Origin of the sequence: Fretibacterium fastidiosum (assembly GCF_964642095.1) — a bacterium.
GTDB lineage: Bacteria > Synergistota > Synergistia > Synergistales > Aminobacteriaceae > Fretibacterium > Fretibacterium fastidiosum.
In genome coordinates this window covers 783,284-807,293 of the sequence record NZ_OZ209244.1, presented here as the reverse complement: position 1 = coordinate 807,293, position 24,010 = coordinate 783,284, and the positions used below count along the sequence as shown (strand labels likewise).

Sequence of the window (24,010 nt, the reverse complement as noted above, 5' to 3'; positions counted from 1 at the left end):
GTTGCCTGAAACGGGTTCGTCGGCGCTTTCTTGAACTGTTGATTTTGGATTTCTCCAAGGGAGGTCGTTGCACGTGGTGAAGATGCGCGCAGTCAAGGTGGCGGTTCGGTCCTGCGCTCTGGCCTTGCTCCTCGTCGTCCTGGCTCTGTCCGTGGCCTGGGGCTCGGAGGGCGGCGGGGGCGTTCTGGTGGCGCCCCTCACCGGCACGGTGGGGGTGCAGATGGAGGAGTTCGTCCAGCAGGCCGTTCGTCGGGCGGCTCAGGAGGGGCGGGACGTGCTGGTGTTTCAGCTGGACACGCCGGGGGGACTGGTGGAGTCCATGCGCGGCATCGTGCAGTCCATCCTGGCCTCCCCCGTGCCGGTGGTGGTGTGGGTGCCCGGAGGCGGACGCGCCGCCTCGGCGGGCGCCTTCATCGTGCAGGCGGCCCACGTGGCGGCCATGGCTCCGGGGACCAACATCGGGGCGGCACACCCCGTCTCCGCGGGCGGCGAGGACCTGGGGGAGAACGACATGAGCAGGAAGGTCCTGAACGACCTCCGCGCCCAGATTCGGTCCGTGGCCCAGCTGCGCGGGCGGAACCAGGTGGACGCTCAGCTGATGGTCGACGAGAGCCTGTCGTTGACGGCACAGGAGGCGCTCGAGCGGCGCGTCGTGGACCTCATCGCCTCGGACGTCCCGTCGCTTTTGGCGGCCCTCGACGGCCGCCGCGTGAAGCTGGACTCCGCGCGGACCGTCACGATTCGCCTTCGGCCGGGGGCGCCGACGGAGCGGATGGAGATGACCCTGCAGGAGCGGCTGATCCAGTTCGTGTCCAGTCCGGAGGTGGCCTACATGCTGCTGTCCGGCGGCCTGCTGGCCATCTTCTTCGAGGTCATGACCCCCGGTGGCTTCGTCCTGGGGACGACGGGCGCCCTGATGTTGCTTCTGGGGAGCATCGGGCTCAAAATGCTGCCCTTCAGCTGGGCCGGCGTGCTCCTGCTTGGGGCGGGGATCGCGGTGATGGTGGGGGACCTCCTGGTGGGAGGCATGGGCATCCTGAGCGTCCTGGGGCTGGCGGTCTTCTGCCTGGGCGGGATATTCCTGTTCCAGGCGCCGGGAGGAGAGCTCCTGCGCTTCTCGCTCTCGGCCGTGGCGGGAGCGGCGGTGACCCTGGGGGGCTGTTTTGTGCTCTTTGCCGTGCTGGTCTTTCGAGGGATGCGTCGGCGCGTAACCACCGGGGAGCGGGGGATGATCGGCCTCGAAGCGGTGGCCGTGACGAAGATCACCCCGGAGGGGGGCAGGGTGCGCTGCCACGGGGAGCTGTGGCGCGCGCGGACGGAGGGCGGCGCGATGCCGGCGGGGTCGTCGAGCGTCGTCGCGGCCATGGAGGGGATCACCCTGGTGGTCCGGCCCGGGACGCCCGCCGAGGAGGAGCACTGACATGCGGTTTGCGGTCCTTGGGGCGGGGAGCTTCGGCACGGCCGTGGCCAACAGCCTGGCCCGGCGGGGGCTGGAGACGGTGCTGTGGTGTCGGGACCCGGAACAGGCCCAGGTCATCGCTTCAGTCCACAGGAACCCCAGGCACCTGAAGGGGTACGGCCTGGCCCCCTCCCTCGAAGCGACGCCGGACATGGCTGCGGCGCTGGCGACGGCCAGCCACGTGATCACGGCCATTCCCACCCAGAGCCTGCGGGACGTCCTGGAGCGGGTTCGGGGCCTGCCCGTCGAGGGGAAACGCTTCCTGTCGCTCTCCAAGGGGATCGAGATCACGACGGGGCTCCTGCCGCACCGCATCTTTGCGGAGGTCCTTCCGGGCGCCTCCCTTGCCGCGATGTCCGGCCCAAGCCACGCGGAGGAGGTGGTGCGCGACCTGCCCACCGCGGTCATCGCGGCCTCGGAGGACCTGGAGGTCGCGATGGACTGGCAGGCGCGGATGAATAGCCCGCACTTCCGCGTCTACACGAGCGGCGACGTGTTGGGCGTCGAGATGGGGGCGGCGGTGAAGAACGTCATCGCCATCGCGGTGGGGGTGGCCTGCGCCCTGGAACTGGGCGACAACGCCAGGGCTGCGCTGGCGACGCGGGGCCTTGCTGAGATCATGCGGCTGGGCGTCGCCATGGGAGCCAACCCCCTCACCCTGGCCGGCCTCGCCGGCGTCGGGGACCTGATGGCCACCTGCTACAGCGCGCACTCGCGGAACTTCCGCTTCGGCCTGGCCGTCGGCCGGGGCAAGACGCCGGCCCTCGCCGCGGAGGAGGTCGGAGAGGTGGTGGAGGGGGCGCACACGGTGCGCGCTCTCACCGCCTACGCCCGGCGCGCCGGCATCGAGCTGCCCATCGCGGAGGGGGTCTTTGCCTTCCTCTACGAGGGCGCGTCCCTCCACGAGGTCATCGAGGGGCTGCTCTTTCGGGAGCCTAAGCCGGAGAACCGGCCGACTTAGGGGCGGAGAGGAACGCGCAGGGCCCGCCGCGGGGTTTCCCAAACCCCGCGGCGGGCCCTGTTCCGTCAGGGAACGACCTCTATGCGGCGGCGCGCTGGCCCATGACGTCCGCTGCGCGGACGGAGGCGACGACGGCTGCGGCTCCCGCCTTCGAGGGGTCCGGTTCCGCCGCTTCCGGCGGGGGCACCGGCGTCCCGCGGGCCACCGTCTCGGCCTTGGAGGGGGCCTCCTCCTGCGTCGCGTCGGTCCTCCGGGCCGCCTTTCGTGCGCCCTCTGAGGCGATCTCGCTGCGCGCCTGTGCGGCCATGGCCGCCGCCCGGGCCGCCACCTGGCGGTCCTGCCCCGATGGGTCCGCCGGGGCCAGCGCCGCGCGCTGCACCTGCTGCATGTTGCGGAGCGTCTCCTCCGGCGTTGCCCCCTGCTGGATCTGGATGGGGACCTCCCCACCGGTGATGTACCGCTTTCCGTCCGGCCCTGCGGTGTAGGTGTAGCTGACGCCCCCGCCCAGGGCACCGGCAGCGACCATGTGCGCCGCCTCGTGGGCGATGACCTCCCGCTCGATCTGCTTCAGCTCCTGGACCTGGGCGTCCTTCTGGCGTTCCTCCGCGCTCTTTGCGTCCGTTCGGGGTTGGGCTTCCGGGGCTTCGGCCGTTTCGTCGGCCTCCGCCGCGCCCGCCTCCTGGGGCACCCCAGGTTGGATCTCCTGCGTTGCAAGCCCGTTCCCTGCCCGGTTCAGGTCCGCCTCCTGCCCCTTCATGGTCACGGAGGCCCCCGTGATGTAACGCCGCCCGTCTGCGCCCACGGTGTAGTGGTAGACCGTGTAGACCTCGGCGTTTCCGCCCGCTGCCGCTTTCAGCGCTCGCTCCTGGTCCAGGACGCTGCGCTCCTGAAGCGCCAGGGAACCCTCCCCCGCTGCAGACGAGCGCACCGCCCCCTGCGCCCCAAGCCACCTGTCGTCTCGAAGCTTGTCCGACGACGGCTCACGGATGACAGGCTCAAGATAGCCCGACGAGAGCATGGACGTGACGTTCATGGAATAGTTCCCTCCTTGCCTTCTCCCTTCAGTGAATTAACGCGAATGTACCTTATCCTTATTATAACATGCGGCGTCCGGTCCGTGCTGAAAAAGGGCGGGCCGCCCCGAAGGGCAACCCGCCTTGAGGTTCAGGCAGCGTGGGGGGGATGGGGTTACTGCGTCTTTTTGCGAAGTTTCTGCAGGGCTGGAGCTCCATCGAGGTTTGGGTTCGTTGAGGCGAGGTCCAGGGCCGTCAGACCCGCCGCGTTCCTCGCGCCCGCGTCGGCGCCGGCGTCCAGCAGCACGAGCAGGACGTCGGGGTTTGAGGTGTACTGGGCTGCAAGGATCAGGGGGGTGTTGTCGTCCCCGTCCCTGGCTTCGATGTCCGCGCCCGCGTCCAACAGCATCTTCAGGACGTTCGTGCTTGCACCTTGTAGGACGGCAAAGGCCAACGGCGTTTGCCCATCCGAGTTCTCCGCTGCGACGTCTGCGCCGGAATTGAGCAACAGCCGGACTACGTCGGGATTTGCCTCTTTTAGCGCAAACATGAGCACAGTCCAGCCGGTGTGCCTGTTCTTTGCGTTGACGTTCGCTCCAGCGTCCAGCAGCGCCTTGACCACGTCCAGAGGCCCTCCGTCCGCAGCGGCCGTGAGGGCTGTTCGCCCGTCCCGCCGTTCCGCGTTGACGTTTGCGCCCAGAGCCAGCAGAGCCTTGATCGTGTCTGCGTTCGGTGACTCCTTTACGGCTACCCTCAGGAGGAGCTCCCCGTCCTCGAACATCATATCGGGAGAGAGGCGCTCCCGCTGAAGCACCTCCTTCAGCCTTGCGGCCGAACCGGACCTGAAGGCATCGCTTAACTCCGCACGCTGTGCCTGCGTGATCCGAGGCGTCATGTCCAGGTTGACGGGCATAGCAACCATGCAGACGGAGTCTCCTCCGGCGTAAAAGTCGTCCAGCGATTGGGAACGCCCTTCGTAAAGCCCTACGGACCGCGCTCTCTCTTGCAGCGCCTGACGCACCCCCTCGGACTCTCCCGAGAGGTCGCAGACGACCATGAGGCGTTGCGATCCATCGCTCGCGTCCCAAAGCGAAATGGAGTAACGCTCGCCGTATCGCTCCGGATTGTCGAGGTAGGCCTTTAGCTGGGCAATGCCGTCCTGTCCGTTGACGAGTTCCATCACCTTCCTTTCCCGTCCGTTTTCCGCATGGTCCGCATAAAACAGGAAGGTGGCAGCCTTGAGGGAACGTAGGGATGAAACTAGATTGGTTGCGTTTCGCCTATCGCGGGACTTTTCGTCGACGGACTCCGCCTCGGCGGGCGAAAACGTGTCCTGATCGCCAAGCGAGAGCAAGTTTGAGAAGAGCTCGTCCAGCAGAAGGGGGGCGGGGCGCAGTGAAACGAAGACGTCCTCCTGCTGTTCCAGCACTTGAATGGGAAGCGCCCTGCCGTTGCTCAGTTGGGCCAGGGCCTCGTAGTTCCCCTTGAAGAGCCGTTTGGTCAACTTGACTTTGAGACACTGGACGTCCATGGAGAACCTCTCCCGGATGATCCCGGAAACGGTGCGGGAGGCTGTGGCCTCCACCTCCGCGCGGCGTATCTCTGCACTTACGAAGATGCCTGTCGAGGCGATCATGGCCGCAAAGGAGAGCAGGGCTGGAAGGGTGTGAGGACGTTGAAGGGCCTTGCCCCTCCTGTAGAGGTAAATGGGCGGAAAGAAGAAGGCCCAGGCGATGGAGGGGGCCGGGTAGCCCTTTGCCGTCAGGACGTCCGAGTCCATCTTTGCGCAGAGGAGCCTCAGAGCACAGTCCGCCAGAAAGGCCAGGTATTGAGGGACTTCATAGCCCGTGCTGTTGATGAAGAATCCGTTTTGGAAGACGTAGAGGCCAAGGTAGAGGGCGATAGCGCACTCCAGCCCCACCATACACCACGCCATGAAGTCGGAGATGGGGCTGGGAGCCCTCCGGTGGGGCTTCGTCTCTTCCGTCGGGTTCGAGGCTGGGTCGGAGCTCTGCCCCCGACGGGTCCTTGCGCCACACTGCTCGCAGAAAGCCGCCTCGTCGCCGATTTGAGCGCCGCACTTTGTGCAAAACATTGTCGATCACTCCTTTCCCTTCGGCCATTTTACCATGGTCACACACGCTTTTTGAGTGAAAGGAAAAAGGGAGGGCCGCCCTGAAGGGCAGCCCTCCCTGAGGTTCGACAGCGTGGCGCTGAGGTCAGTTCTTCGCGTCGCCGGGGGTGGGGAGGTCGGCCTTGATGCGCTCGGCGTCGTAGGGAATCCCCCGGTTGTACTCGTCCAGCAGGCGGACGACCTTGCCGCTCAGCAGGAGGATGGCGATGAGGTTCGGGACGACCATGATGCCGTTGAAGAAGTCCGAGAGCTCCCACACCAGGTCGATCTTCAGCACGCTTCCGATGAAGATGAAGAGCATGACCAGGACCTGATAGGGCAGGAGTCCCTTCGTCCCGAAGAGGTAGCGGATGTTGGTCTCGCCGAAGTAGTACCAGCCGATGACCGTGGAGAAGGCGAAGAAGAGGAGGCAGATGGCGATGAAGGGGCCGCCGAACGCGCCGAGGAAGTGGTTCTCGAACGCGGCCTGCACGACGGAGATGCCCTTCATGATGGGTTCGCCGTCCTTGAAGAAGCCCTCCTCGAGGAGGCCGGCGGACATGACGCTGAACACCGTGATGTTCAGGACGACGAAGGTGTCGATGAACACGGCGATGATGCCGAGGACGCCCTGCTCGACGGGGTGGTTCACCTTGGCCACCGCGTGAGCGTGGGGTGTGGAGCCCATGCCGGCCTCGTTGGAGAAGAGGCCGCGGGCGATGCCGTAGCGGGCCGCCTTGGCCACCGCGACGCCCACGGCGCCGCCCCAGACCGCCTTGGCCTGGAAGGCGCAGGTGAAGATATCCTTGAACACCCGCGGGATCAGGTGGGCATTCATGGCGATGAGCGCCAGGCCGACGACGATGTAGAGGATGGCCATGAGGGGAACGAGCTTCTCCATGACGGCGGCGATGCGCTTCACTCCGCCGATGAAGATGACGCCCGCGACGATGGCGAGGACTGCGCCCGTCACCCTGACGTCCACGTTGAAGGCGCCGTGGAAGGCGTCGCTGATGGAGTTGGCCTGAACCATGTTGCCCATGAAGCCCAGGGCCAGGATGATGGCGACCGCGAAGAAGGCCGCCAGGAACCTGGCGAAGACGCCGCCGCCGAGGCCGCGGGAGATGTAGAAGGCCGGTCCGCCCACCACCTGTCCGGACTCGTCCTTATCCTTGTAGAGTTGCGCCAGGCAGGCTTCGGCGAAGTTCGTGGCCATGCCGAAGAACGCGGCGATCCACATCCAGAAGATCGCGCCGGGGCCGCCCGTGATCAGCGCCGTCATGGCGCCCACGAGGTTGCCCGTGCCCACCTGTGCGGCGATGGCCGTGGCCAGCGCCTGGAACGAGCTCATTCCGGACTTGCCGGCAGCCTCCCCGAAGATCGAGAAGTCCCCGAAGAGCTTGCGGCACGCCGTGCCGAACTTCGTGACCTGAACGAACCCCAGACGGAGGGAAAAGAAGAGCCCCGTGCCGCAGAGCAGGGGGATCAGGAACTGCGGCCCCCACAGGAAGCCGTTCGCGTCTTTGACCCAATCCAGAAGCTGTGTGAAGAACGGGGAGGACAGGATGCTGTCCAACACTCCGCCCGCAGCTTCCGCCTGCGCGGCCACGTCGGCGGATACCGCCGCTGCCGCCGCAAAAGTGCCCAATACCATGATACATGCCCCTTCCTTGTGTTATGACTTGGCGAGCCTGACGGCCCGCTTCCGACCCAACTTGAAGCGTTGATATGAGAGATCAACGGTATTATGCGCTTCAATCATCATAGACTTACGTATTTAGTATACATGCTTGAGAAGAAAAAATACAGAGGAGTTGCGTGAAATGGGGAATAATATATTTCAATTACTTCGGTTCAATAAAGGACGGATGGGGCCTTGGGGAGGGATGGCGCGGCGTTGCTAACAAAGAGCGCTCCCTTTGGCGCGCCGTTGAGGCGGACCGAAGGGAGCGTCGGTGGGGCGGGCATCTCTTGCGGGAGGTTACGGGGCAACCTCGACGACGGCCACCGCTGCGGCGCAGTCCCCGTCGTGGGTGAGGGACACCAGGACGCGCCCCGGTCGTCCGCGGAAGAGGGCGCGTTCCACGTCCGGCGAGAGGCGCACGCGCGGTGTGCCCCCCTCATGCAGCAGTGCGAAGCCGCCCCCCAGGGTCACGGTCGCAAGGGGCACGCCGGAAGCCTTACAGAAGGCCTCCCGCGCGGCGAAGGCGGCGGCGAGGCTGGCGGCCCGTCCGCGGCCCCTGCCCTCCGCGTAGGCGATCTCCTCCGGCCGAAAGACGCGCTCCAGAAAGTGGCGCGAGCGGATGGCGCGCTCCATGCGGCTGATGCAGCACAGGTCGATGCCAATGCCCAGGATCAAGGGCGCCCCTCAGGCCAGCATGGCGCGAACGCCTTCGCGGACCTCCTTCAGGAGTTTCTCGCCCTCGTCGGAGGCCAGGTCCATCCACTTGCGCTTGTCGTTCACGTAGTTCTGGTCCTTGATGGCGGCGAGGTTGATGGCCACGTTCTCCAGGGCCCCGATCAGGCCCGCGTAGGCCTGCAGGGCGCTGACGGCCAGGTCGCTCGCCGCGTTTTTGTTGCTCTTGTGCAGCAGGTCCCTGGACAGGCGCATGACGGCGAGGCAGTTGTCCGCGGTCTCCTCGGGGGAGAGGATGGCCACCTTGTAGGCGCTCTGGATGGCCTCGCTGCGGGCGGCCTTCTCCGCGTCCGTGCCCTTGGGCATACCGTAGGCCGCGATGACGCCGTCGAAGGCGTTGGTGTCCTTCTGGACGCCCTCCAGGAGCGCTGCGGCCAACTCGTCCGACTCCTTGAGCGTGTTCACGACGAGGGTCTCGAACTCGGCGTACTTCTCCCGGCCCTTCGTCAGGTTGCAGACCATGGAGACCAGGGCCGCCCCCAGGGCGCCCGACAGCGCCGCCGCGCTCCCGCCGCCCGGAGCGGGGGCGTCCGAGCCGAGTTTTGCCGTGAAGTCCTTAAGCGAAAGATCCGTGAGTTTCATGTCGATGCTCCTCCTTTAACCTTGAGCTGAACAAACCGAAAGCGGAACAGGTCCCCCTGTCCCTTCACCGGGGACAATGAAGCTTGATGTCAGGATTATACCCTGAAAATCCCCCTCGCGCGCCTTTTGGCTTGGATTTTGCTATAATTTACAAAAAGCATGTCCTTTTTTCGCCTGCGGGGCGGCGCGCCGCCCCGCCCTTTTAGCGGATGCGCAGAAACGGAGGAGCGGCAGATGGAAGATCGGGCACAGGCTCAGGCGGACGTCAGGGAGGTCTCTCTGAAGACGGGAAAGAAGTGGGAGGTCGTGGTCTTCGACCTTGGAGGGGAAGCCTACGCCATCAACGTGAACAAGACGCGGGAGATCTTGCGCTGGCAGGGGTGTCGTCCCGTCCCCACCACGACGGAGGCCTTCGTGGGCATCACGACGGTGCGGGAGACGATCCTTCCCCTCATCGACCTCCGGGTCTTCCTGGGCATCCGTTCCCCCATCCCCATGGAGCGGACGAAGGTGATGATTGTGGAGTTCAACGACCTGCGCCTGGGTTTTCTGGTGGACTCCGTGGAGCGCATCCGTCAGGTCAGTGCCGACGACCTGGACTCCTCCAAGATGAGCGGCATCTCGGACAAGTGGGTGCTCTACGTCATCAAGAACGACGCCCGCAACATCCTGCTCCTGGACTACGAGGCCATCATCCAGGACACGGCGCCGGCGGTGGCCCGGCACATGTTCGACAAGAACCGCATCAGTGCCTACTTCAATCAAGTGGGGAACGTGGAGGACTTTCACATCCTGGTGGCGGACGACTCGCCCCTGCTGCGCCAGCAGATCTGCGACGTCCTGGAGCAGTCGGGCTTCAGCAGCGTCTACCCCGTCAAGGACGGCGCGGAGGCCCACGATCTCCTGATCGGGAAACACGAGAACTTCGACCTCCTGATCTCCGACATCGAGATGCCCGTGATGGACGGCCTGACGCTGGTGTCGGACCTGCGGGCGGACCCCTGCACGGCGGAGGTCCCCGTCATCCTCTTCTCGTCCATCATGGTGAAGGACCTGCTGGAGAGGGCGGACAAGCTCAAGATCGTGCACGTCCTGAAGCCGGACATCTACAAACTCGTCGAGGGCGTCATGAAGATCTACCAGGAGAAGAAGGAGCGGGAAGGGAAAAGCTGAGGAAGGTTACTTTTTCCTCCTCCCTATCGTCTCGGGCGGGATTTCGATCTTGAGCTGAACGCCGCCTCCACCCGGGCGGAGCCTGGCCGAGCTGGGGTCCGCCACGCCGTGCAGCGCCGACCGGGACGCGGCGAGCGTCGCCTCGTCCATGGAGTGCACCGCCCGCAGGGCCCCCCTGTACACGTCCCCCATCCACCCGCCTTCGTCGTTGCGGGAAACCTTCTTTTGCGGCTTCAGGCTTTCCGTCAGAGCCTCGGCCGACAGGCTGCTGTCCCCCGGCAGCAGGGAGTCCCCGCTCGAGCTCCGCGCCCTGACGCGATAAGCCGAGAGGTCAGGGCCCGCCTCTCGCGTCTTTTTGGCGTTCGCGGCTGCCCCACTGGGTGCCCCCACGGCCCTGGGGGAGGGGCTTGTTGGGATGGGCACGGTCGTGGGCGGGACGTCCGCGCGGCGGCCGGGCCGCCCTGCGGGCAGACGGACAACTTCGTCCCCGCGCGGCGCCACTTGGGCGGGCGGATTGGGTGGGAGGGGGACCGCAGTCCCTTGACGCCAGGGAGCGGAGGAAAGAGCCGGCGCGTCCCGGTGCGGTGCGCTTTGCAGCAGAAGGCACACGGTCGCGCCGGCCGCCAGGGAAGCCAGGCCCCCCGCGACGAAAAGAGCTTTGCTCAGCCGCCTGCGCCGTCCTTTTTTCCGCACGATCTCGACACCCTTTCGGAGGATTTTTTCAAGGACATAGGATATCATAACCTGAGTGAAGGTTTAAGAACTTATTTTAAGGAGCGATTGAGGAGCGTTTCCGGCTTCCGAGAGCGTTTTCGAGAGGAGAGCTTTTTTGAATGGCTTATGATTTTGACAAGGTGATCGACCGGCGCGGCACGAGCTGTTCCAAGTGGGACGCGGACCCCAACAAGACGATTCCGGGGGTGGAGTACCCGGTGGACCGTGACGTCCTGCCGGTGTGGGTGGCGGACATGGACTTCGAGGTGGCCCCCGAAATCACGGAGGCTTTGGCGGAGCGGGTGAGGCACGGGATATTCGGCTACACGAAGGTGCCGGATGCCTGCTATGACGCCATCATCGGCTGGCAGGAGCGGCGTCACGGCTGGCGCATCAAGCGGGAGTGGATCACCTTCACCCCCGGTGCGGTCAGCGCGGCGCACATGGCCATGCAGGCGTACTGTCAGGTGGGCGACACCGCCATCATTCAGCCGCCGGTCTACTATCCCTTCTACCGCACGGTGCACAACAACGGCGGCCTCCTGTCCTGCAGCTGCCTGCGCCGTTCGGGCAGCCGCTACGAGATGGACTTCGACGACTTCGAGCGGCGGGCGGCGGAGGACCGTACCACGGTCTTCATCCTGTGCAGCCCCCACAACCCCATAGGGCGGGTGTGGCGCGAGGAGGAGCTGGAGCGCGTCGGCGAAATCTGCATGAGGCACGGCGTCCGCGTCTTTGCGGACGAGCTGCACTGCGACATCGTCATGCCGGGCTACCGGCACATCCCCTTCGCCGGCCTGAACCCGGAGTTCGCCGCCCACTCGATCACCGTCATCTCCCCCAGCAAGACCTTCAACCTGGCCGGCCTGCAGGCGACGGCGGCCATCATCCCGGACCCGGAGATGCGCCGGCGGTTTGAGAACGTCAAGGCCCGCAACAGCCTGTCCGATCCCAACCTCTTCGCCATCACGGCGATGGAGGTGGCCTACAGCCGCGGGGATAAGTGGCTGGACGAGGTCCTGGCCTACATCAAGGGGAACTATGACTTCCTGGTGGAGTACATGGGGAAGAAGCTGCCGAAGGTGAAGGTGATGCCCCTCGAGGGGACGTACCTCGCCTGGATGGACTTCAGCGCCATGGAGAGCGACGAGAGGGCGCTGCAGAAGCGGATGCTGACGCGGGGCAAGGTCTGGCTGGACGAGGGCTGGATCTTCGGCGAGGGGGGCGCGGGCTTTGAGCGCATCGTCCTCGCCTGCCCAAGGAGCACCCTCAGGGAGGCCGTGGACCGCATGGCGCGGGCCTTCGAGTAGAGGAAGGACGCTGCCTGGCGGTCCGTGGGGCCGTGGATACGGCGGCGAAGATATAAAGCGGGGCTCCTTGGGGCCCCGCTATTTTATCCTTCATCGTTTCGCTTGCAACGCCCTCACGCATAATACCAATTCGCGTTTAATATGGATTGCCTCCCCTGAAAGGGGAGGTGCCGCCAAGGGCGGCGGAGGGGTTCGGCCAGACGACCGGCTTCACGCAAGCCGATCTTTCGGGAGGATTGCGGCGGCCGGTCGGTCGGCTGAGGGCGAAGGAAGTCCGGGGGACTTCCGCAGCTCAGCCAGACGACCGGCTTCACGCAAGCCGATCTTTCGGGAGGATTGCGGCGGCCGGTCGGTCGGCTGAGGGCGAAGGAAGTCCGGGGGACTTCCGCAGCTCGGCCAGACGACGCAGCTTATACAATCGCGTCAGCGATTGCAGCGCTGCGTTGGTCGGCTGTGCCGAAGCAAGGCAATGGATTGCCTTGTGGAGGCGTTGGCGGGGAATGTCAGACAGGCCCGTCTTATGAAAAACACCCCTCCCCTTCGGGGAGGCTTCCGGCTGCCGTTCGCTGCCGCTCACGGGCCGTCAGTCCCAGCCCCTTCGGGGCAGCCCCCCTTGCAGGGGGGCCTTTCTTGCCCTTTAGACGCAAATTGGTATCATCCTGAAAAACTCTGCCGGATCCACATCGATGGTGTCCGTGCGGGCCATATCGATAGAGATCATCCTGTCCACCTCCCAATTCAAATTACACCCCAACCAATCGCTCCAAGTAATCCACCCACCGGGCCACCACGTACCGAAGCACCTGCCCGTCTTGGGGTTGACCCCCTGAGCGAGTGTCAGCCGGGCCTCGTCCCGCTTCATCCTGCCCATCTTGAGCGAGACCTCCGGGTACACGCCGAAGGCAGGGGGGGCTCCTTCCCCCTCCAGGAATAGCGCATCCGCCAGTACTTTCGGCCGTTGGGCATGACCGGGAGATAGAGCCCCCGCCCAGTGAGCGGGGGCTATTGAGAGGATCGGGAACCATCGGTTTTAACGACTGGCGGAGGACAGAGGATTCGAACCCCTGGAGGCTTGCGCCTCAACTGATTTCAAGTCAGCCGCCATCGACCGCTCGGCCAGTCCTCCGCGCCTGCGATTATATCACAATCCCTGGAGCTGCGGGGATTTCACGCCTTGAATTCGCCGGCCGCCGCCCTTAAAATAGGCGTCAAACGACGGACGGGACGGCGCGTCCCGTGCCCTTGGGAGGATGGGATGATGGAGGGGAGAGGGGCGTTCGTCTGCCGCACCCGGGTGCGGTACGGCGAGACGGACAAGATGGGCATCGCCTACTACGGGCGCTACATGGACTGGTTTGAGATGGGCCGGACGGAGTTCTGTCGAGCTCAGGGCCGAAGCTTCACGGGGTGGGAGGCCCAGGGGATCCTGCTGCCGGTGGTCGAGGCGCACTGCCGCTACAAGGCCTCGCTGCGCTACGACGACGAGATCGAGATCGAGACGGCCGTCGTGGAGCTGTCGAAGGTCAGCGTGACCTTTCGCTGCCGCGTGTTCCGTGCGGCGGATGGCAAGCTGGCGGCGGAGGGGTACACGCGGCACGCCTTCACCTCGACCGACGGCAGGCTCCTCCGGCACGGCAACGCGCTGGCGGACTGGCTGGGGGCGATGACGGCAGGCGCAGGAGCCTGCAGGACGCCGGAGTGACGTTGGCGCACAAAAGAGGGACGGGCCGAGTGGGATCGGCCCGTCCCTTCGTCGTCGTTTTCGGCTCCGGTCGCCTGGCTCCTAGCCCTGCTCCCGGCCTCCGAGGAGCTCTTCGCCCTCGCTGACTGCCACGACGGCGCAGACGGCCGTGTCGCCGATCACGTTCAGGCAGGTGCGCGCCGCGTCCAGGATGGCGTCGATGCCCGCCACGAGGGCGAGGCCCTCGATGGGAAGCCCAACGCTCGTCAGCACCATGGTCAGCATGATGAGCCCGCTTCCGGGCACGCCCGCCGTGCCGATGGAGCCCAGAGTCGCCGTCACGACGATGCCGATCTGCATCTGAAGCGTCAGCGGGACGTTGAAGGCCTGGGCCACGAACAGGGCGCACACGCCCTGGTAGAGGGCCGTCCCGTCCATGTTGATCGTCGCGCCGAGGGGCAGCACGAAGGAGCTGACCCCCTCCGAGACGCCGAGGTTGGAGCGCACGTTGCTGTAGGTTATGGGCAGGGTGCCGGAGCTGGAGCGCGTGGCGAAGGCCGTGATGGCGGCCTCCTGGATGCCCCGGAAGAACCACAGGGGCGAGCGCCGGCAGAGCGCGGCGATCATTCCGGAGTACACGATGACCGCGTGGAGGACGCAGCCGAGGTAGACGGCGGCGATGACCTTGGCGAAGGGCGCCAGGATGGCGAGTCCGTACTTCGCCGCCGTGACCGCGATGAGGGCGAAGACGCCGAAGGGGGCCGTCTGCATGATCGTGTGGGTCATGGCGTACATGACCTCCGCCACGCCCTCGAAGAAGTCCGCGATCTTTCGGCCCCGCTCGCCCGCCAGGATGCAGGAGACGCCGAAGAAGAGCGCGAAGACGATGATCTGGAGCATGTTGGCTTTCACCATGGACTCCAGCGGGTTGGAGGGGAAGATGCCGAGGATGACGTCCAGGATCGGCACGGCTTCCCTGGCCTCCGCCTTCAGCCCGGTGGGGATGTTCATGCCCGTGCCGGGGTCGATCACGTTGCCCAGCATGAGGCCGATGACGATGGCCACCGCCGTGGTGACGAGGTAGAGCGCCAGGGTCTTGACGCCGATGCGCCCCAGCTTCCTGGTGTCCCCGACGGAGGCCGCTCCCGTCACCAGCGAGGCGAACACCAGCGGGACGATGATCATCTTCAGCAGGGTCAGGAAGATCTTGCCCACCAGGTCCAGGAAGGGCATGACCCACCCGCTGAGGAAGGGGGACGTGCCCAGGAGCGGACCGATCCCGAAGCCGAAGAGGACGCCCAAAACGAAGCCGATGCTGATCTTTACAAGCAGGGAAACTTTCCTTTTGCCACCGTTCTCGCTCATTCGTGCTCTCTCCTTTCAAGGGAACCGCCCTCCACCCCTGGCGGGAGGTGGGTGCGGCGGTCGTCTGAACCCATATCCTCTTTATATTGTACAATATTTTTGCGATTCTGCGCGTTCTGCCTTCATCCTTCTATCCGACAGCCGGAGCCGTTCAGGTGCAGAGAGATCATGAAGCCTGCGACGGCCGTCAGGGGGCCCATGAGGATGAATATCTGGGCGATGCTCCACCCCCAGGAGATGAGGAGGCTCGCCCCCACCGCGGACGCCGTCATGAAGATGGAGTCCGAGATGTTGGCGCAGGCGATGATGCTGGCGACGCAGCCCTCCGGGGCTTGGCTCTGGATCACGGCGTAGAGGGGGACGATGTAGAGCCCTCCGCAGAAGGCGATGAGGAGGAGGCAGAGGGGGATGGGCCAGTTGGCGGGGCTCTCGAGGAACGCGCCGAGGCCCATCAGGCAGGCTCCCGGCGGCGTGGGAGGCCTGTCGCTGAACATCCAGAGGAGGACGCTGGCCGCCGCGATGCCGAAGGCGGCCGCCGGCACGAAGCGCGCCGTGACGCGTCCCCTCAGGAGGGCGTTGCAGGCTATGGAACCGATGCCGATGCCGAAGGAGAAGATGGCCAGGAAGGAGGTGGCCACGTTCTCGTCCGCCCCCAGCACCAGGCGCGCGTAGGTGGGGAACTGCGCCAGAAACGTCGCCCCCACGAGCCAGAACCAGGAGATGGCCAGCATGGGGACGAAGACCTCCCTCATGGGGACGATGCTTTGGACCATCTCCCATGTCCTTCGGAGGAAACGAGGGGAGATGCGGCGCGTCGGGTCGATGGGCCGGGTCGGGGGGATGAACCAGCTGCTGACCCACCCCGCGGCGGCGATGAACACGGCGATCCCCCCCACCACGTAAATCCCCCCCTGGCGCAGGATGAGGACGCCGCCCAGGATGGCGCCGCTCAGGATGGCCAGGTAGGTCCCCATCTGGATCAGGCCGTTGCCGGCGATCAGCTCGTCCTGAGCCAGGTGTTGGGGCAGGATGCTGTACTTGGCGGGGCTGAAGAACGTGGACTGTGCCCCCATCAGGAAGAGCACGACGATCAGGAGCCAGATGTCGCCGAGGCAGAACCCGACGGCGGCGCCGGCCATGATGAAGATCTCCGCCAGCTTCACCTGGCGCATGAGGAAGGCGCGGTCACAGCGGTCCGCGAGGTCCCCCGCCGGGGAGGCGAAGAGGAAGAAGGGGAGGACGAAGGCCCCCGCCGCGACGTTGACCATGACGCGGGGGTCCGTGCCCGACTCGTCCGCCAGGCGGAAGGTGATGAGCATCATGAGGGCGCTCTTGAAGAAGTTGTCGTTGAAGGCGCCCAGGAACTGCGTCAGGAAGAGCGGAAGGAAGCGGCTCGTCATCAGCAGGGAAAACTGATTTTTAACGGACAAGGTTATTCTACCTCCGAATCAAAGTGAAAAACAGGTACAATAGACGTGGGGCGAGGACGCGCCCTGCCCCGTCCGCACTATTATACTCAACTAACGCACGGTGCGGAGAGCCCGCAGCGCGCTGTCCCGACGCGGGCGGATCGTATTTTTTCGGAGGTGCTGTTGATTTGAGCCTGATGCTGTACAACGATCTTACGCGCAAAAAGGAGCCGTTCGTCCCGCTGAAGGAGGGGGAGGTCTCCTTCTACAGCTGCGGGCCGACGGTATACGACTACTTCCACATCGGCAACGCCCGGCCCTTCATCGTCTTCGACGTGCTGCGCCGATGGCTGGAGCACCTGGGGTACAAGGTAACCTTCGTTCAGAACTTCACGGATATCGACGACAAGATGATCCATCGGGCGCACCGGGAGGGGACGACGGTCCCGGAGCTGGCGGAGCGCTTCATCGCGGAGTACCGGAAGGACGCGAAGGCGCTGGGCATCCGTCCGCCCACGGTCGCCCCCCGCGCCACGGAGAACGTGCCGGAGATCGTGGCCACGATTCAGAGGATCATGGACAACGGCCACGCCTACGTTTCAAGCGGCGACGTCTACTTCGACGTCCGAAGCTGGCCGAAGTACGGCACCCTGTGCCGGCAGGGACTGGACGACCTGGAGGCCGGCGCCCGCGTCGAGGTGGGGGAGAAGAAGCGGGACCCGCTGGACTTCGCCCTGTGGAAGGCGGAGAAGCCCGGCGAGCCGGCGTGGGACAGCCCCTGGGGCCGGGGGCGCCCCGGCTGGCACATCGAGTGCAGCGCCATGTCCTCGAAATACCTGGGCGAAACCATCGACATCCATTCGGGCGGCGTGGACCTGGTCTTCCCTCACCACGAGAACGAGATCGCCCAGAGCGAGGCCGCTAACGGAAAGCCCTTCGTGCGCTACTGGCTGCACAATGGCTTCCTGCTCATCGACAGCGAGAAGATGTCCAAGTCGCTCGGCAACTTCCTCACGGCGCGGGCGGCGCTGGAGAAGTACCCTCCCCTGGCGCTGCGGTTTTTCATGCTGAGCGCCCACTACCGGAGCCCCATCAACTTCGCCCCCTCCGGGCTGGAGCAGGCGGCCAGCGGCGTGACGAGGCTCCGGAACTGCCGGTCCGACCTGGACTTCGCCGCGAAGAACCGTCAGAGCGATGAGTCGGACCTGGACCCGGCGGCCTTCCAGGCGAAGATGAAACGGCTGGAGGGGAGGTTCGCCGACGCCATGAACGACGACTTCAACACGGCGGCGGCCCTTGGCGTCCTCTTCGACGTCGTGCACCTCGTCAACACGACCCTGAAGGACCACGAGACGCTCCCCAGGGCCTTCTTCGAGACGGCGAAGGCGGCCCTCAAGACCTACGACGACGTGCTGGGCGTCATCGGCCCCGACGAGGCGGAGTCCGAAGAGGGTGGGGACCAGGAGGTCGAACGCCTGATCGCGGAGCGGCTTGCGGCCCGCAAGGCGAAGGACTTCGCCCGCTCCGACGAGATCCGGGCCCAATTGAAGGAGCGCGGCATCATCCTGGAGGACACGCCCCAGGGCACGAAGTGGAAACGGGAGCTCTAAGCCGTAAGGGAGCACAAAAGGGCGGAGGCCTCTTTGAGGCCCCGCCCTTTCGCTTTGAACGTCCTGTTGTCGCGGTGCTCCCCTGGAGGGCTAGTTGTCCGCCCTCATCTGCTCCTGCTGCACCTCGAGGAACTCCGCCAGCTCCTCGATCGTCCAGTCCACGGAGTTCAGGAGCCTGGTGTCCAGCCCCCGGAGCTTGCCCCGCTGGGCGAGACGCTTCCTCTCGCGCTGATACTTCTTCCACGTCTGCGGCGTGGCGTCCAGCCCTCGTTGGGCGCGCCAGAGCGTGTAGCCCACCTCGAACTGCCAGCCCGGCGGCGGCGTGTTCTTAAGGCGGGCCCGTTTCCTCGCGCTGCTTGCCGCGTCCGCTCCCAGCGCCAGCGCAGCCCCGATCGCGGAGGCCAGCAAAAGGGCGAGGATCGCCCGTCCCGTTATCCTCTTCATGTTCATGGACATACCCTTCTCTCCGTTTCCAGCCGTCCTGAATAACTTCTCAGCGGCTTTATTGTACAATGAAATGCGTAAAAAAGCGCAAAAAATTTTCGCGCGCAAGCGGACCCTTCGGAGGCGGTTTCGAGGCTGATCTCAGCTTGCAGCCCGCTCCGGGACGTTTTTGGGCACCGGATGAAAGGCTGAAGTTGTCGTAAAAAATCCTTGGAGTTTTTGGGCGCTTGCGATAGAATTGAAAAGCGGGCCTTCGAGTCCGTTTTTGACAACCGCTTTCAATGACGTGCCGCGGGGCACGCCTCTTCCTTGTGGAGGCGTGCTGCTGGACTTTGTTCTCCACCATTCCAGGGCGGCCATACCTGCGTCATCGAAACCTGTATCCTTCCCCCTTATGTGCGCCCCTCCCCGGTTCGGAGGGGCGCATGTCGATCCGAAGCGAAGCCCCCCCTCGTCTGGTGGAAGGCCTTGCCCGGAGACGGGCCCCGGACGCCCCTCCCGTTGGGACGTGCCGCCGCGGGGCAAAATTTCGTTGAGAAACTTAAAAGACGGGGTTGGATTTTGGAGCCGTATGCGATAAAATAAGCGTAAATGTTTCTGTGAGCCTTCGTCCCCATCCGAAGTCCCCTACGCTCGGCGGAAGGCACGTCCAGGTTCCCGCGAGACATTTGTGTCACGGCGTCCCCCTGCTTCATCCATACCTGAATCCTTCCCCCTTACACGAGGCCCCTCCGTCAGGAGGGGCCTCGTGTTGTCCGGCTCCGTCCCGGTCGAGCCCTTCCCTGCGGGAAGGAGGGTGGTCTAAGCACAAACATCCTGTCCACGGGGTGCCGGTCGTGCTAAAGTATAAGGATGAACGTTGTGAACGGACTTGGGGGATCTGGAGGGATGAGAGCGATGGACTTGAAGGAACTGGAGCGAAGGATGATCGAGACGCGGCGGGACCTGCACCGCTTCCCGGAGCCGGCCTGGACGGAGTTTCGCACCTCCGCGCTGGTGGCAGCGCGGCTTGAGGGGTTGGGGTACGCCCTCAAGATGGGGAGTGAGGTCATCGACGCGGGCTCCGTGATGGGGCGCCCCTCCGAGGAGGAGATCGACCGGGAGATCGCCCGTGCCGTCGAGCAGGGCGGGGATCGGGAGCGGATCGAGAGGATGGGCCGGTACACGGGCGTGACGGCGGACCTGGACACGGGCCGCCCTGGACCGACACTGGCCTTCCGCTTCGACATGGACTGCGTGGACGTGGGCGAGGACATGTCGCCCGACCATCGTCCTGCGAAGGAGGGCTTCGCCAGCGTCAACCCCTGCCGAATGCACGCCTGCGGGCACGACGCCCACACGGCCATCGGCCTCGGCGTGGCGGAGCTCCTGACGGAGATGAAGGGGCGGCTCTGCGGGCGGGTGCGCCTGATCTTCCAGCCCGGCGAGGAGGGCTGCCGCGGCGCCTACGCCATGATGAAGAAGGGCGTCGTGGACGACGTGGACTTCTTCCTGGCCATGCACATCGGAGGCGGGGTGCCGACGGGGACCTTCGGGCTGAACTCGCTGGGCTACCTGGCCACGACGAAGCTTGACGCGCGCTTCACGGGCGTGCCGGCCCACGCCGCGGGAGCCCCGCACATGGGGCGCAACGCGCTCCTGGCCGCGGCTGCGGCCGCGCTGGGGCTGCACTCCATCGCGCCGCATCGGGATGGGGCCATGCGCCTGAACGTGGGCGTGCTCCAGGCCGGAACGGGTCGGAACGTCGTCCCCGCCGAGGCCCTGATGAAGGTGGAGACCCGGGGTGAAACTCAGGAGGTGGCGGACTACGTTTACGGGCGTGCGGAGGAGGTCCTGAAGGGCGCGGCGGAGATGTATGGCGTGCGGGTGGAGCTGAGCAAGGCGGGCGAGGGGACCACCGCCAGGGGCGACGAGGAGCTGGTCCGGCGCGTCGGCGCTGCGCTGCGGGCTTCGGGGATATTCCGCAGCGTACTGGATACCGTGCGGGCCGGCGGCAGCGAGGACGCCACGTGGTTCATGCGTCGCGTGCAGGAGAGGGGCGGCGAGGCCGCCTACATGGCGCTGGGCGCGGACATCGCCGCGCCGCACCACAACGGGCGCTTCGACGTGGACGAGCGGGGCATGATCCTCGGCGCGCGGGCCATGGCCGCCATCGCGGAGTCGCTGCTGAGCCAGTGACCCTGGGACCGGGAGCGAACGGCGGGATGAGCGGGATGACGCGCTGGGGCCTGTTTCTGGCGGGACTGTTCGCCGGGGCGACGGGGGGGCTCTTCTATCTGGACCACGTGGTGGCGGGCGCCCTGTGCCTTGCTGCGGCGTCGGGAGCCCTCTGGTTCGCCCTCAGGCGGCGGGAGGCGGAGGAGCCGCAGGAGCGCGGCATGGTGAGCGATGCGGACCTCTCGGAGCTGGCGCTGTTCGTGGCGGAGCTGGCCGTCAGCGGCCTGAAGGGGGTGGGGCGCACCATACCGCCCTCGACGAAGGAGATCGAACAGCTGGAGGGGCGACTGAACGTCCTGCTGGACCACATGGGGGTGTCCGACGCCAGCCGGGCGGACCTGCGGAGCGAGTTCGAGCGGATCAAGGGGCGCACCCGGCGCAACGAGGGGGGCATCGCCCTGATCCGCAGCCGGCGGCTTTAAGCCGCGGTTGACATAAATATAAACGGCAAAAAGTATGGAGGAACCGGATGAATAAGGGGCAGAAGTTCTCCGCGGGGTATTTCCTGGCGGCGCTTGTCCTGGCGTGGCTCTTTGCGGACCTCGTCTACAAGCCCTACATGGAAAGCCGGACGGAGGTGCCGTACAGCACGTTTCTGGCGGACCTCGAGAACGGGGCCGTCGACGAGGTCAATCTGGCGGCGGAGCGCATCGTGTACAGGCTGAAGGCCGTCAGTTCCGACCTCAGCGACCGGCCCGTCGTGGGCGGGATCATCCTCGACCGCAGCCCCGCCCCGGTCGTTCGGAACGTCGTGCGCGTCCTCGACCCGCTCCTGGTGGAGAAGCTCGCCAGCGCGGACGTCACCTTCGGCGGCGTGGCGCAGCAGAGCGCCATCCTGGACACGGTCCTCGGCGTGCTCCTGCCCTTCCTGCCCCTGCTCCTGCTCTGGTACTTCATCTTCAAGCGGATGAGCGGCGGCAGCGGCAGCGTGCTCTCCTTCGGCCGCAGCAAGGCCCAGGAGCTTCAGGGCGAGATGACGGGAGTCCACTTCAAGGACCTGGGCGGCGTGGGGGAGGCGGAGGTGGAGCTTCGGGAGATCATCGACTTCCTGAAGGAGCCTGAGCGGTACAACCGGTTCGGCGCGAAGCTGCCGAAGGGTGTCCTCCTGGTGGGGCCGCCCGGCACGGGCAAGACGATGCTGGCCAAGGCCACGGCGGGCGAGGCGGGCGTGCCCTTCTTCTTCATCACAGGGTCCAGCTTCGTGGAGATGTTTGTCGGCGTCGGCGCCGCGCGGGTGCGCGACATGTTCGAGCAGGCCAAGAAGAAGGCGCCCTGCATCATCTTCATCGACGAGATCGACGCCATCGGGCAGTCCCGCGCGCTCTCCATGACGGGCAACAGCGAACAGGAGAACACCCTGAACCAGCTCCTGGCGGAGATGGATGGCTTCACGCCCAACACGGGCGTCGTCATCATGGCGGCGACGAACCGGCCGGAGATACTGGACCAGGCGCTGCTGCGCCCGGGGCGCTTCGACCGCCAGATCCAGGTAGTGCTCCCGACGGAGGAGGGGCGGCGGGATATCCTTCAGATTCACACGCGGGAGGTCCCGTTGGACGACAACGTGGACCTCAAGGCGCTGGCGAAGGTGACCCCCGGCTTTTCGGGCGCGGACCTGGCGAACATCGCCAACGAGGCGGCGCTCATGGCGGTGCGCCGCAAGGCGGAGAAGGTGTCCGCTCAGGACTTCGACCTGGCCGTCGAGCGCGTGGTGGCGGGCCTGCAGCGCAGGACCCCTTTGACGCCCGCGGTGCGGCGGCGGGTGGCCTACCACGAGACGGGCCACGCCCTGGCGGCCTGTTTCCTGCCCGGCACGGACCCGGTACATCGCGTCAGCATCATCCCGACGGCCCGGGGCGCCCTGGGCTACACCATGCAGATGCCGACGGAGGACCAGTACATCGTGGGGGAGGCGGAGCTGCAGTCGCGCCTGGCGGTGCTGCTGGGCGGCCGGGCGGCGGAGCTTTTGATCTTCCAGGAGCCCTCCACGGGGGCCTCCAACGACCTGGAGCGCGCCACGGAGACGGCGCGGCGCATGGTGACGGAGTTCGGCATGTCGAGCCGTCTGGGGCCGGTGCGCTACGCCGGGCGTGCCATGACCTACCTGCACAGTGAGGCCGAGAGCCGCACGGACCTGGGCAGCAGCACCTTCGAGGCGATCGACGAGGAGATCCGCCGCCTGGTGAGCAAGGCGCAGGAGACGGCGGTGGAGCTCCTGAAGGCCCACGAGGCGACGCTGCACGAGGCGGCGCGCGTGCTTCAGGAGAAGGAGGCCATCACGGGCGACGAGATACGGGAGATCATCCGGCGCGTGGAGGGATCCGTCCCGGCAGAGGAGAAGTCCGCGGACGCTTCACTCGGAGGACGGTAAGGCCTGACGGGGGATTGCCGTTCGTCAAGGCGCGAGACGGGAGGAGGGGACGGATAGCCCCTTCCTCCCGTCGATTTTTCCTCTGTGCGGACCGTGGTGCCGCGGGGATCAGGTGAGGCGGTAGATGGAATGGGCCGCGAAGGGCAGGATATCCCATATCGTCTCCGCCTGCCCTCCTGGGTAGTCCCGCAGCCCTTCGAGGCTGACGCTCCACAGCTCCAGGGGCGCCGCAGGCCCCGGAAGGGCCTCGGCGATCGGGCCCAGCAGCTTCACGCAGCGCTCTGCGTCCCGCTCCTCCGTAAAGGCAAAGAGGAGCCAGTTGACGCCGTCCTGATCCATCGCGTCCAGGTCCACGTAGCCCGGAAGGTAGAGCCTCCTGAGCATCGTCAGAAACATCTGGAACTCCCCGACCTTTTCCAGGTATTCGGGCAGGCTCTCTGGCGCGGGGGGAGGCATGAAGGCAAAGAGGAAATGGTCGGCGTTGAACAGGCCGCAGGGGTCCGCGGGGAGGGGCGGGAACTTCGCGTAGTCCTGAAAGTCGTATCGGCTCTTGTACAGCAGGTCGAACTCCGCGTCCCGCAGACCGGGGGCGTTCGCCGCGAGCCACGCGCGGACCTCCTCCGCGCCCGGCATGGGACGGGTTCGCGCGGCCACCCCCGTCTCCGGGAAGTCCTCGGCCATCCTCCTGAAGACGGGCGCGTCCGGGTAGCGCCAGCCCGGAGCGGCCCCGTCCATGACGAAGAGGTCCTCACCCCTGACGTTGGGCAGCGCGAACCGGAACGGGGCGACGTACTCCTTCACCCCCCATCGCTGGAGGTGCCGCTTGTCCAGGAGCAGCATCAGCTCCCCCCATCGGGCGGCCCGCTTCCTGTCCGGGGCCTCCCCCGGCCTGGAGGGCAGGCAGGCCTCACCCGCGAGCTTCAAAAACGCCTCCCTCCCCGTTGGCGACAGGCTGTAGGCGCCCTCTCCGAACTCCAGCAGCCCCTCGCGCGTCAGGTCGTCGGCCGCCGTCCGGTCCAGCTCCGCCAGCGCCAGCATCGCGGGCGTCCAGCAGGGATACCGTTCGTCAAAGGACAGCAGCAGTCCTTCCATGCTTTGTTCCATCACACGTCGCCTCCCCGATCGGTTTTCTCAGGCTCCCGTTCCGTCGTACTGCGCGATAGAATCCATCG

The 24,010-nt window shown here is 65.9% G+C and carries 19 protein-coding genes and 1 tRNA gene; 9 read left to right on the top strand and 11 right to left on the bottom strand.

Annotated features, from left to right (window positions below; genetic code table 11):
- Positions 1 to 82 precede the first annotated feature (82 nt).
- Positions 83 to 1,420, top strand: coding sequence for a nodulation protein NfeD (locus ACK28C_RS03675; protein ID WP_279369739.1), 1,338 nt, complete (start codon positions 83 to 85; stop codon positions 1,418 to 1,420).
- A 1-nt stretch (position 1,421) separates the two neighbouring features.
- Positions 1,422 to 2,420: an NAD(P)H-dependent glycerol-3-phosphate dehydrogenase gene (locus ACK28C_RS03670; RefSeq protein WP_015556048.1), complete on the top strand. Its 999-nt coding sequence runs from the start codon at positions 1,422 to 1,424 to the stop codon at positions 2,418 to 2,420.
- Positions 2,421 to 2,499: 79 nt separating this feature from the next.
- Here ACK28C_RS03670 and ACK28C_RS03665 read toward each other — a convergent pair whose 3' ends face one another.
- From ACK28C_RS03665 to ACK28C_RS03645, 5 genes are all read right to left on the bottom strand, one after another.
- Complete coding sequence (locus ACK28C_RS03665; RefSeq protein WP_015556049.1) at positions 2,500 to 3,453, bottom strand: putative metalloprotease CJM1_0395 family protein; 954 nt, start codon at positions 3,451 to 3,453, stop codon at positions 2,500 to 2,502.
- 155 nt (positions 3,454 to 3,608) lie between these two features.
- Positions 3,609 to 5,528 (bottom strand): ankyrin repeat domain-containing protein, encoded by a 1,920-nt coding sequence (locus tag ACK28C_RS03660; RefSeq protein ID WP_015556050.1) that lies wholly within the window; start codon positions 5,526 to 5,528, stop codon positions 3,609 to 3,611.
- A gap of 124 nt (positions 5,529 to 5,652) precedes the next feature.
- Positions 5,653 to 7,200 carry a sodium:alanine symporter family protein gene (locus tag ACK28C_RS03655; protein ID WP_015556051.1) on the bottom strand — a complete coding sequence of 516 codons (1,548 nt, stop codon included), beginning with the start codon at positions 7,198 to 7,200 and terminating at the stop codon, positions 5,653 to 5,655.
- A gap of 327 nt (positions 7,201 to 7,527) precedes the next feature.
- Positions 7,528 to 7,905: a 4'-phosphopantetheinyl transferase superfamily protein gene (locus ACK28C_RS03650; RefSeq protein ID WP_208872614.1), complete on the bottom strand. Its 378-nt coding sequence runs from the start codon at positions 7,903 to 7,905 to the stop codon at positions 7,528 to 7,530.
- A 9-nt stretch (positions 7,906 to 7,914) separates the two neighbouring features.
- Positions 7,915 to 8,544, bottom strand: a complete 630-nt coding sequence (locus ACK28C_RS03645; protein WP_015556052.1) for a cyclodeaminase/cyclohydrolase family protein — start codon at positions 8,542 to 8,544, stop codon at positions 7,915 to 7,917.
- Positions 8,545 to 8,778: 234 nt separating this feature from the next.
- On the opposite strand from ACK28C_RS03645, the gene ACK28C_RS03640 reads away from it, so the two are divergent.
- Complete coding sequence (locus tag ACK28C_RS03640; protein WP_015556053.1) at positions 8,779 to 9,717, top strand: chemotaxis protein CheV; 939 nt, start codon at positions 8,779 to 8,781, stop codon at positions 9,715 to 9,717.
- Between the two features lie 6 nt (positions 9,718 to 9,723).
- On the opposite strand, the gene ACK28C_RS03635 is transcribed toward ACK28C_RS03640, so the two are convergent.
- Positions 9,724 to 10,218, bottom strand: a complete 495-nt coding sequence (locus ACK28C_RS03635; protein ID WP_208872615.1) for a hypothetical protein — start codon at positions 10,216 to 10,218, stop codon at positions 9,724 to 9,726.
- 332 nt (positions 10,219 to 10,550) lie between these two features.
- On the opposite strand from ACK28C_RS03635, the gene ACK28C_RS03630 reads away from it, so the two are divergent.
- On the top strand, positions 10,551 to 11,741 hold the full coding sequence (locus ACK28C_RS03630) for a MalY/PatB family protein (protein WP_015556054.1): 1,191 nt from the start codon (positions 10,551 to 10,553) through the stop codon (positions 11,739 to 11,741).
- Between the two features lie 1,038 nt (positions 11,742 to 12,779).
- On the opposite strand, the gene ACK28C_RS03625 is transcribed toward ACK28C_RS03630, so the two are convergent.
- Positions 12,780 to 12,867 (bottom strand) — tRNA-Ser (locus ACK28C_RS03625).
- A gap of 129 nt (positions 12,868 to 12,996) precedes the next feature.
- On the opposite strand from ACK28C_RS03625, the gene ACK28C_RS03620 reads away from it, so the two are divergent.
- Entirely contained in the window at positions 12,997 to 13,443 is a 447-nt protein-coding gene (locus ACK28C_RS03620; protein ID WP_015556055.1) for a thioesterase family protein, read from the top strand.
- Positions 13,444 to 13,524: 81 nt separating this feature from the next.
- Here the strand turns inward: ACK28C_RS03620 and ACK28C_RS03615 are convergent, their stop codons facing one another.
- Entirely contained in the window at positions 13,525 to 14,787 is a 1,263-nt protein-coding gene (locus tag ACK28C_RS03615) for a dicarboxylate/amino acid:cation symporter (RefSeq protein ID WP_015556056.1), read from the bottom strand.
- 122 nt (positions 14,788 to 14,909) lie between these two features.
- Complete coding sequence (locus ACK28C_RS03610) at positions 14,910 to 16,217, bottom strand: MFS transporter (RefSeq protein ID WP_208872617.1); 1,308 nt, start codon at positions 16,215 to 16,217, stop codon at positions 14,910 to 14,912.
- Between the two features lie 167 nt (positions 16,218 to 16,384).
- Here ACK28C_RS03610 and cysS point away from each other — a divergent pair, with 167 nt between their 5' ends.
- Complete coding sequence (gene cysS / locus ACK28C_RS03605; RefSeq protein ID WP_409152451.1) at positions 16,385 to 17,806, top strand: cysteine--tRNA ligase; 1,422 nt, start codon at positions 16,385 to 16,387, stop codon at positions 17,804 to 17,806.
- A 90-nt stretch (positions 17,807 to 17,896) separates the two neighbouring features.
- Here the strand turns inward: cysS and ACK28C_RS03600 are convergent, their stop codons facing one another.
- Positions 17,897 to 18,262: a hypothetical protein gene (locus ACK28C_RS03600; RefSeq protein WP_208872618.1), complete on the bottom strand. Its 366-nt coding sequence runs from the start codon at positions 18,260 to 18,262 to the stop codon at positions 17,897 to 17,899.
- 885 nt (positions 18,263 to 19,147) lie between these two features.
- Here ACK28C_RS03600 and ACK28C_RS03595 point away from each other — a divergent pair.
- The 3 genes from ACK28C_RS03595 to ftsH are packed head-to-tail and all read left to right on the top strand — an operon-like array spanning position 19,148 to position 22,838.
- Positions 19,148 to 20,428 carry an amidohydrolase gene (locus tag ACK28C_RS03595; protein ID WP_015556058.1) on the top strand — a complete coding sequence of 427 codons (1,281 nt, stop codon included), beginning with the start codon at positions 19,148 to 19,150 and terminating at the stop codon, positions 20,426 to 20,428.
- 26 nt (positions 20,429 to 20,454) lie between these two features.
- Positions 20,455 to 20,889 carry a hypothetical protein gene (locus ACK28C_RS03590; protein ID WP_015556059.1) on the top strand — a complete coding sequence of 145 codons (435 nt, stop codon included), beginning with the start codon at positions 20,455 to 20,457 and terminating at the stop codon, positions 20,887 to 20,889.
- A 47-nt stretch (positions 20,890 to 20,936) separates the two neighbouring features.
- Positions 20,937 to 22,838, top strand: a complete 1,902-nt coding sequence (gene ftsH, locus ACK28C_RS03585) for an ATP-dependent zinc metalloprotease FtsH (RefSeq protein WP_015556060.1) — start codon at positions 20,937 to 20,939, stop codon at positions 22,836 to 22,838.
- A 108-nt stretch (positions 22,839 to 22,946) separates the two neighbouring features.
- On the opposite strand, the gene ACK28C_RS03580 is transcribed toward ftsH, so the two are convergent.
- A complete protein-coding gene (locus ACK28C_RS03580) occupies positions 22,947 to 23,942 on the bottom strand; it encodes a hypothetical protein (protein ID WP_015556061.1) in 996 nt (331 codons plus the stop codon).
- Between the last annotated feature and the right edge of the window lie 68 nt (positions 23,943 to 24,010).

Bases quoted from the DNA above. Each gene is read 5' to 3' on its own strand.
- ACK28C_RS03640 (WP_015556053.1), top strand. From the start codon at position 8,779: ATGGAAGATCGGGCACAGGCTCAGGCGGACGTCAGGGAGGTCTCTCTG.
- ACK28C_RS03645 (WP_015556052.1), bottom strand. From the start codon at position 8,544: ATGAAACTCACGGATCTTTCGCTTAAGGACTTCACGGCAAAACTCGGC.
- ACK28C_RS03615 (WP_015556056.1), bottom strand. From the start codon at position 14,787: ATGAGCGAGAACGGTGGCAAAAGGAAAGTTTCCCTGCTTGTAAAGATC.
- ftsH (WP_015556060.1), top strand. From the start codon at position 20,937: ATGAATAAGGGGCAGAAGTTCTCCGCGGGGTATTTCCTGGCGGCGCTT.
- ACK28C_RS03675 (WP_279369739.1), top strand. From the start codon at position 83: ATGCGCGCAGTCAAGGTGGCGGTTCGGTCCTGCGCTCTGGCCTTGCTC.
- ACK28C_RS03655 (WP_015556051.1), bottom strand. From the start codon at position 7,200: ATGGTATTGGGCACTTTTGCGGCGGCAGCGGCGGTATCCGCCGACGTG.
- ACK28C_RS03590 (WP_015556059.1), top strand. From the start codon at position 20,455: ATGAGCGGGATGACGCGCTGGGGCCTGTTTCTGGCGGGACTGTTCGCC.
- ACK28C_RS03600 (WP_208872618.1), bottom strand. From the start codon at position 18,262: ATGTCCATGAACATGAAGAGGATAACGGGACGGGCGATCCTCGCCCTT.
- ACK28C_RS03660 (WP_015556050.1), bottom strand. From the start codon at position 5,528: ATGTTTTGCACAAAGTGCGGCGCTCAAATCGGCGACGAGGCGGCTTTC.
- ACK28C_RS03630 (WP_015556054.1), top strand. From the start codon at position 10,551: ATGGCTTATGATTTTGACAAGGTGATCGACCGGCGCGGCACGAGCTGT.
- ACK28C_RS03670 (WP_015556048.1), top strand. From the start codon at position 1,422: ATGCGGTTTGCGGTCCTTGGGGCGGGGAGCTTCGGCACGGCCGTGGCC.
- ACK28C_RS03595 (WP_015556058.1), top strand. From the start codon at position 19,148: ATGGACTTGAAGGAACTGGAGCGAAGGATGATCGAGACGCGGCGGGAC.
- ACK28C_RS03665 (WP_015556049.1), bottom strand. From the start codon at position 3,453: ATGAACGTCACGTCCATGCTCTCGTCGGGCTATCTTGAGCCTGTCATC.
- ACK28C_RS03580 (WP_015556061.1), bottom strand. From the start codon at position 23,942: ATGGAACAAAGCATGGAAGGACTGCTGCTGTCCTTTGACGAACGGTAT.
- ACK28C_RS03620 (WP_015556055.1), top strand. From the start codon at position 12,997: ATGATGGAGGGGAGAGGGGCGTTCGTCTGCCGCACCCGGGTGCGGTAC.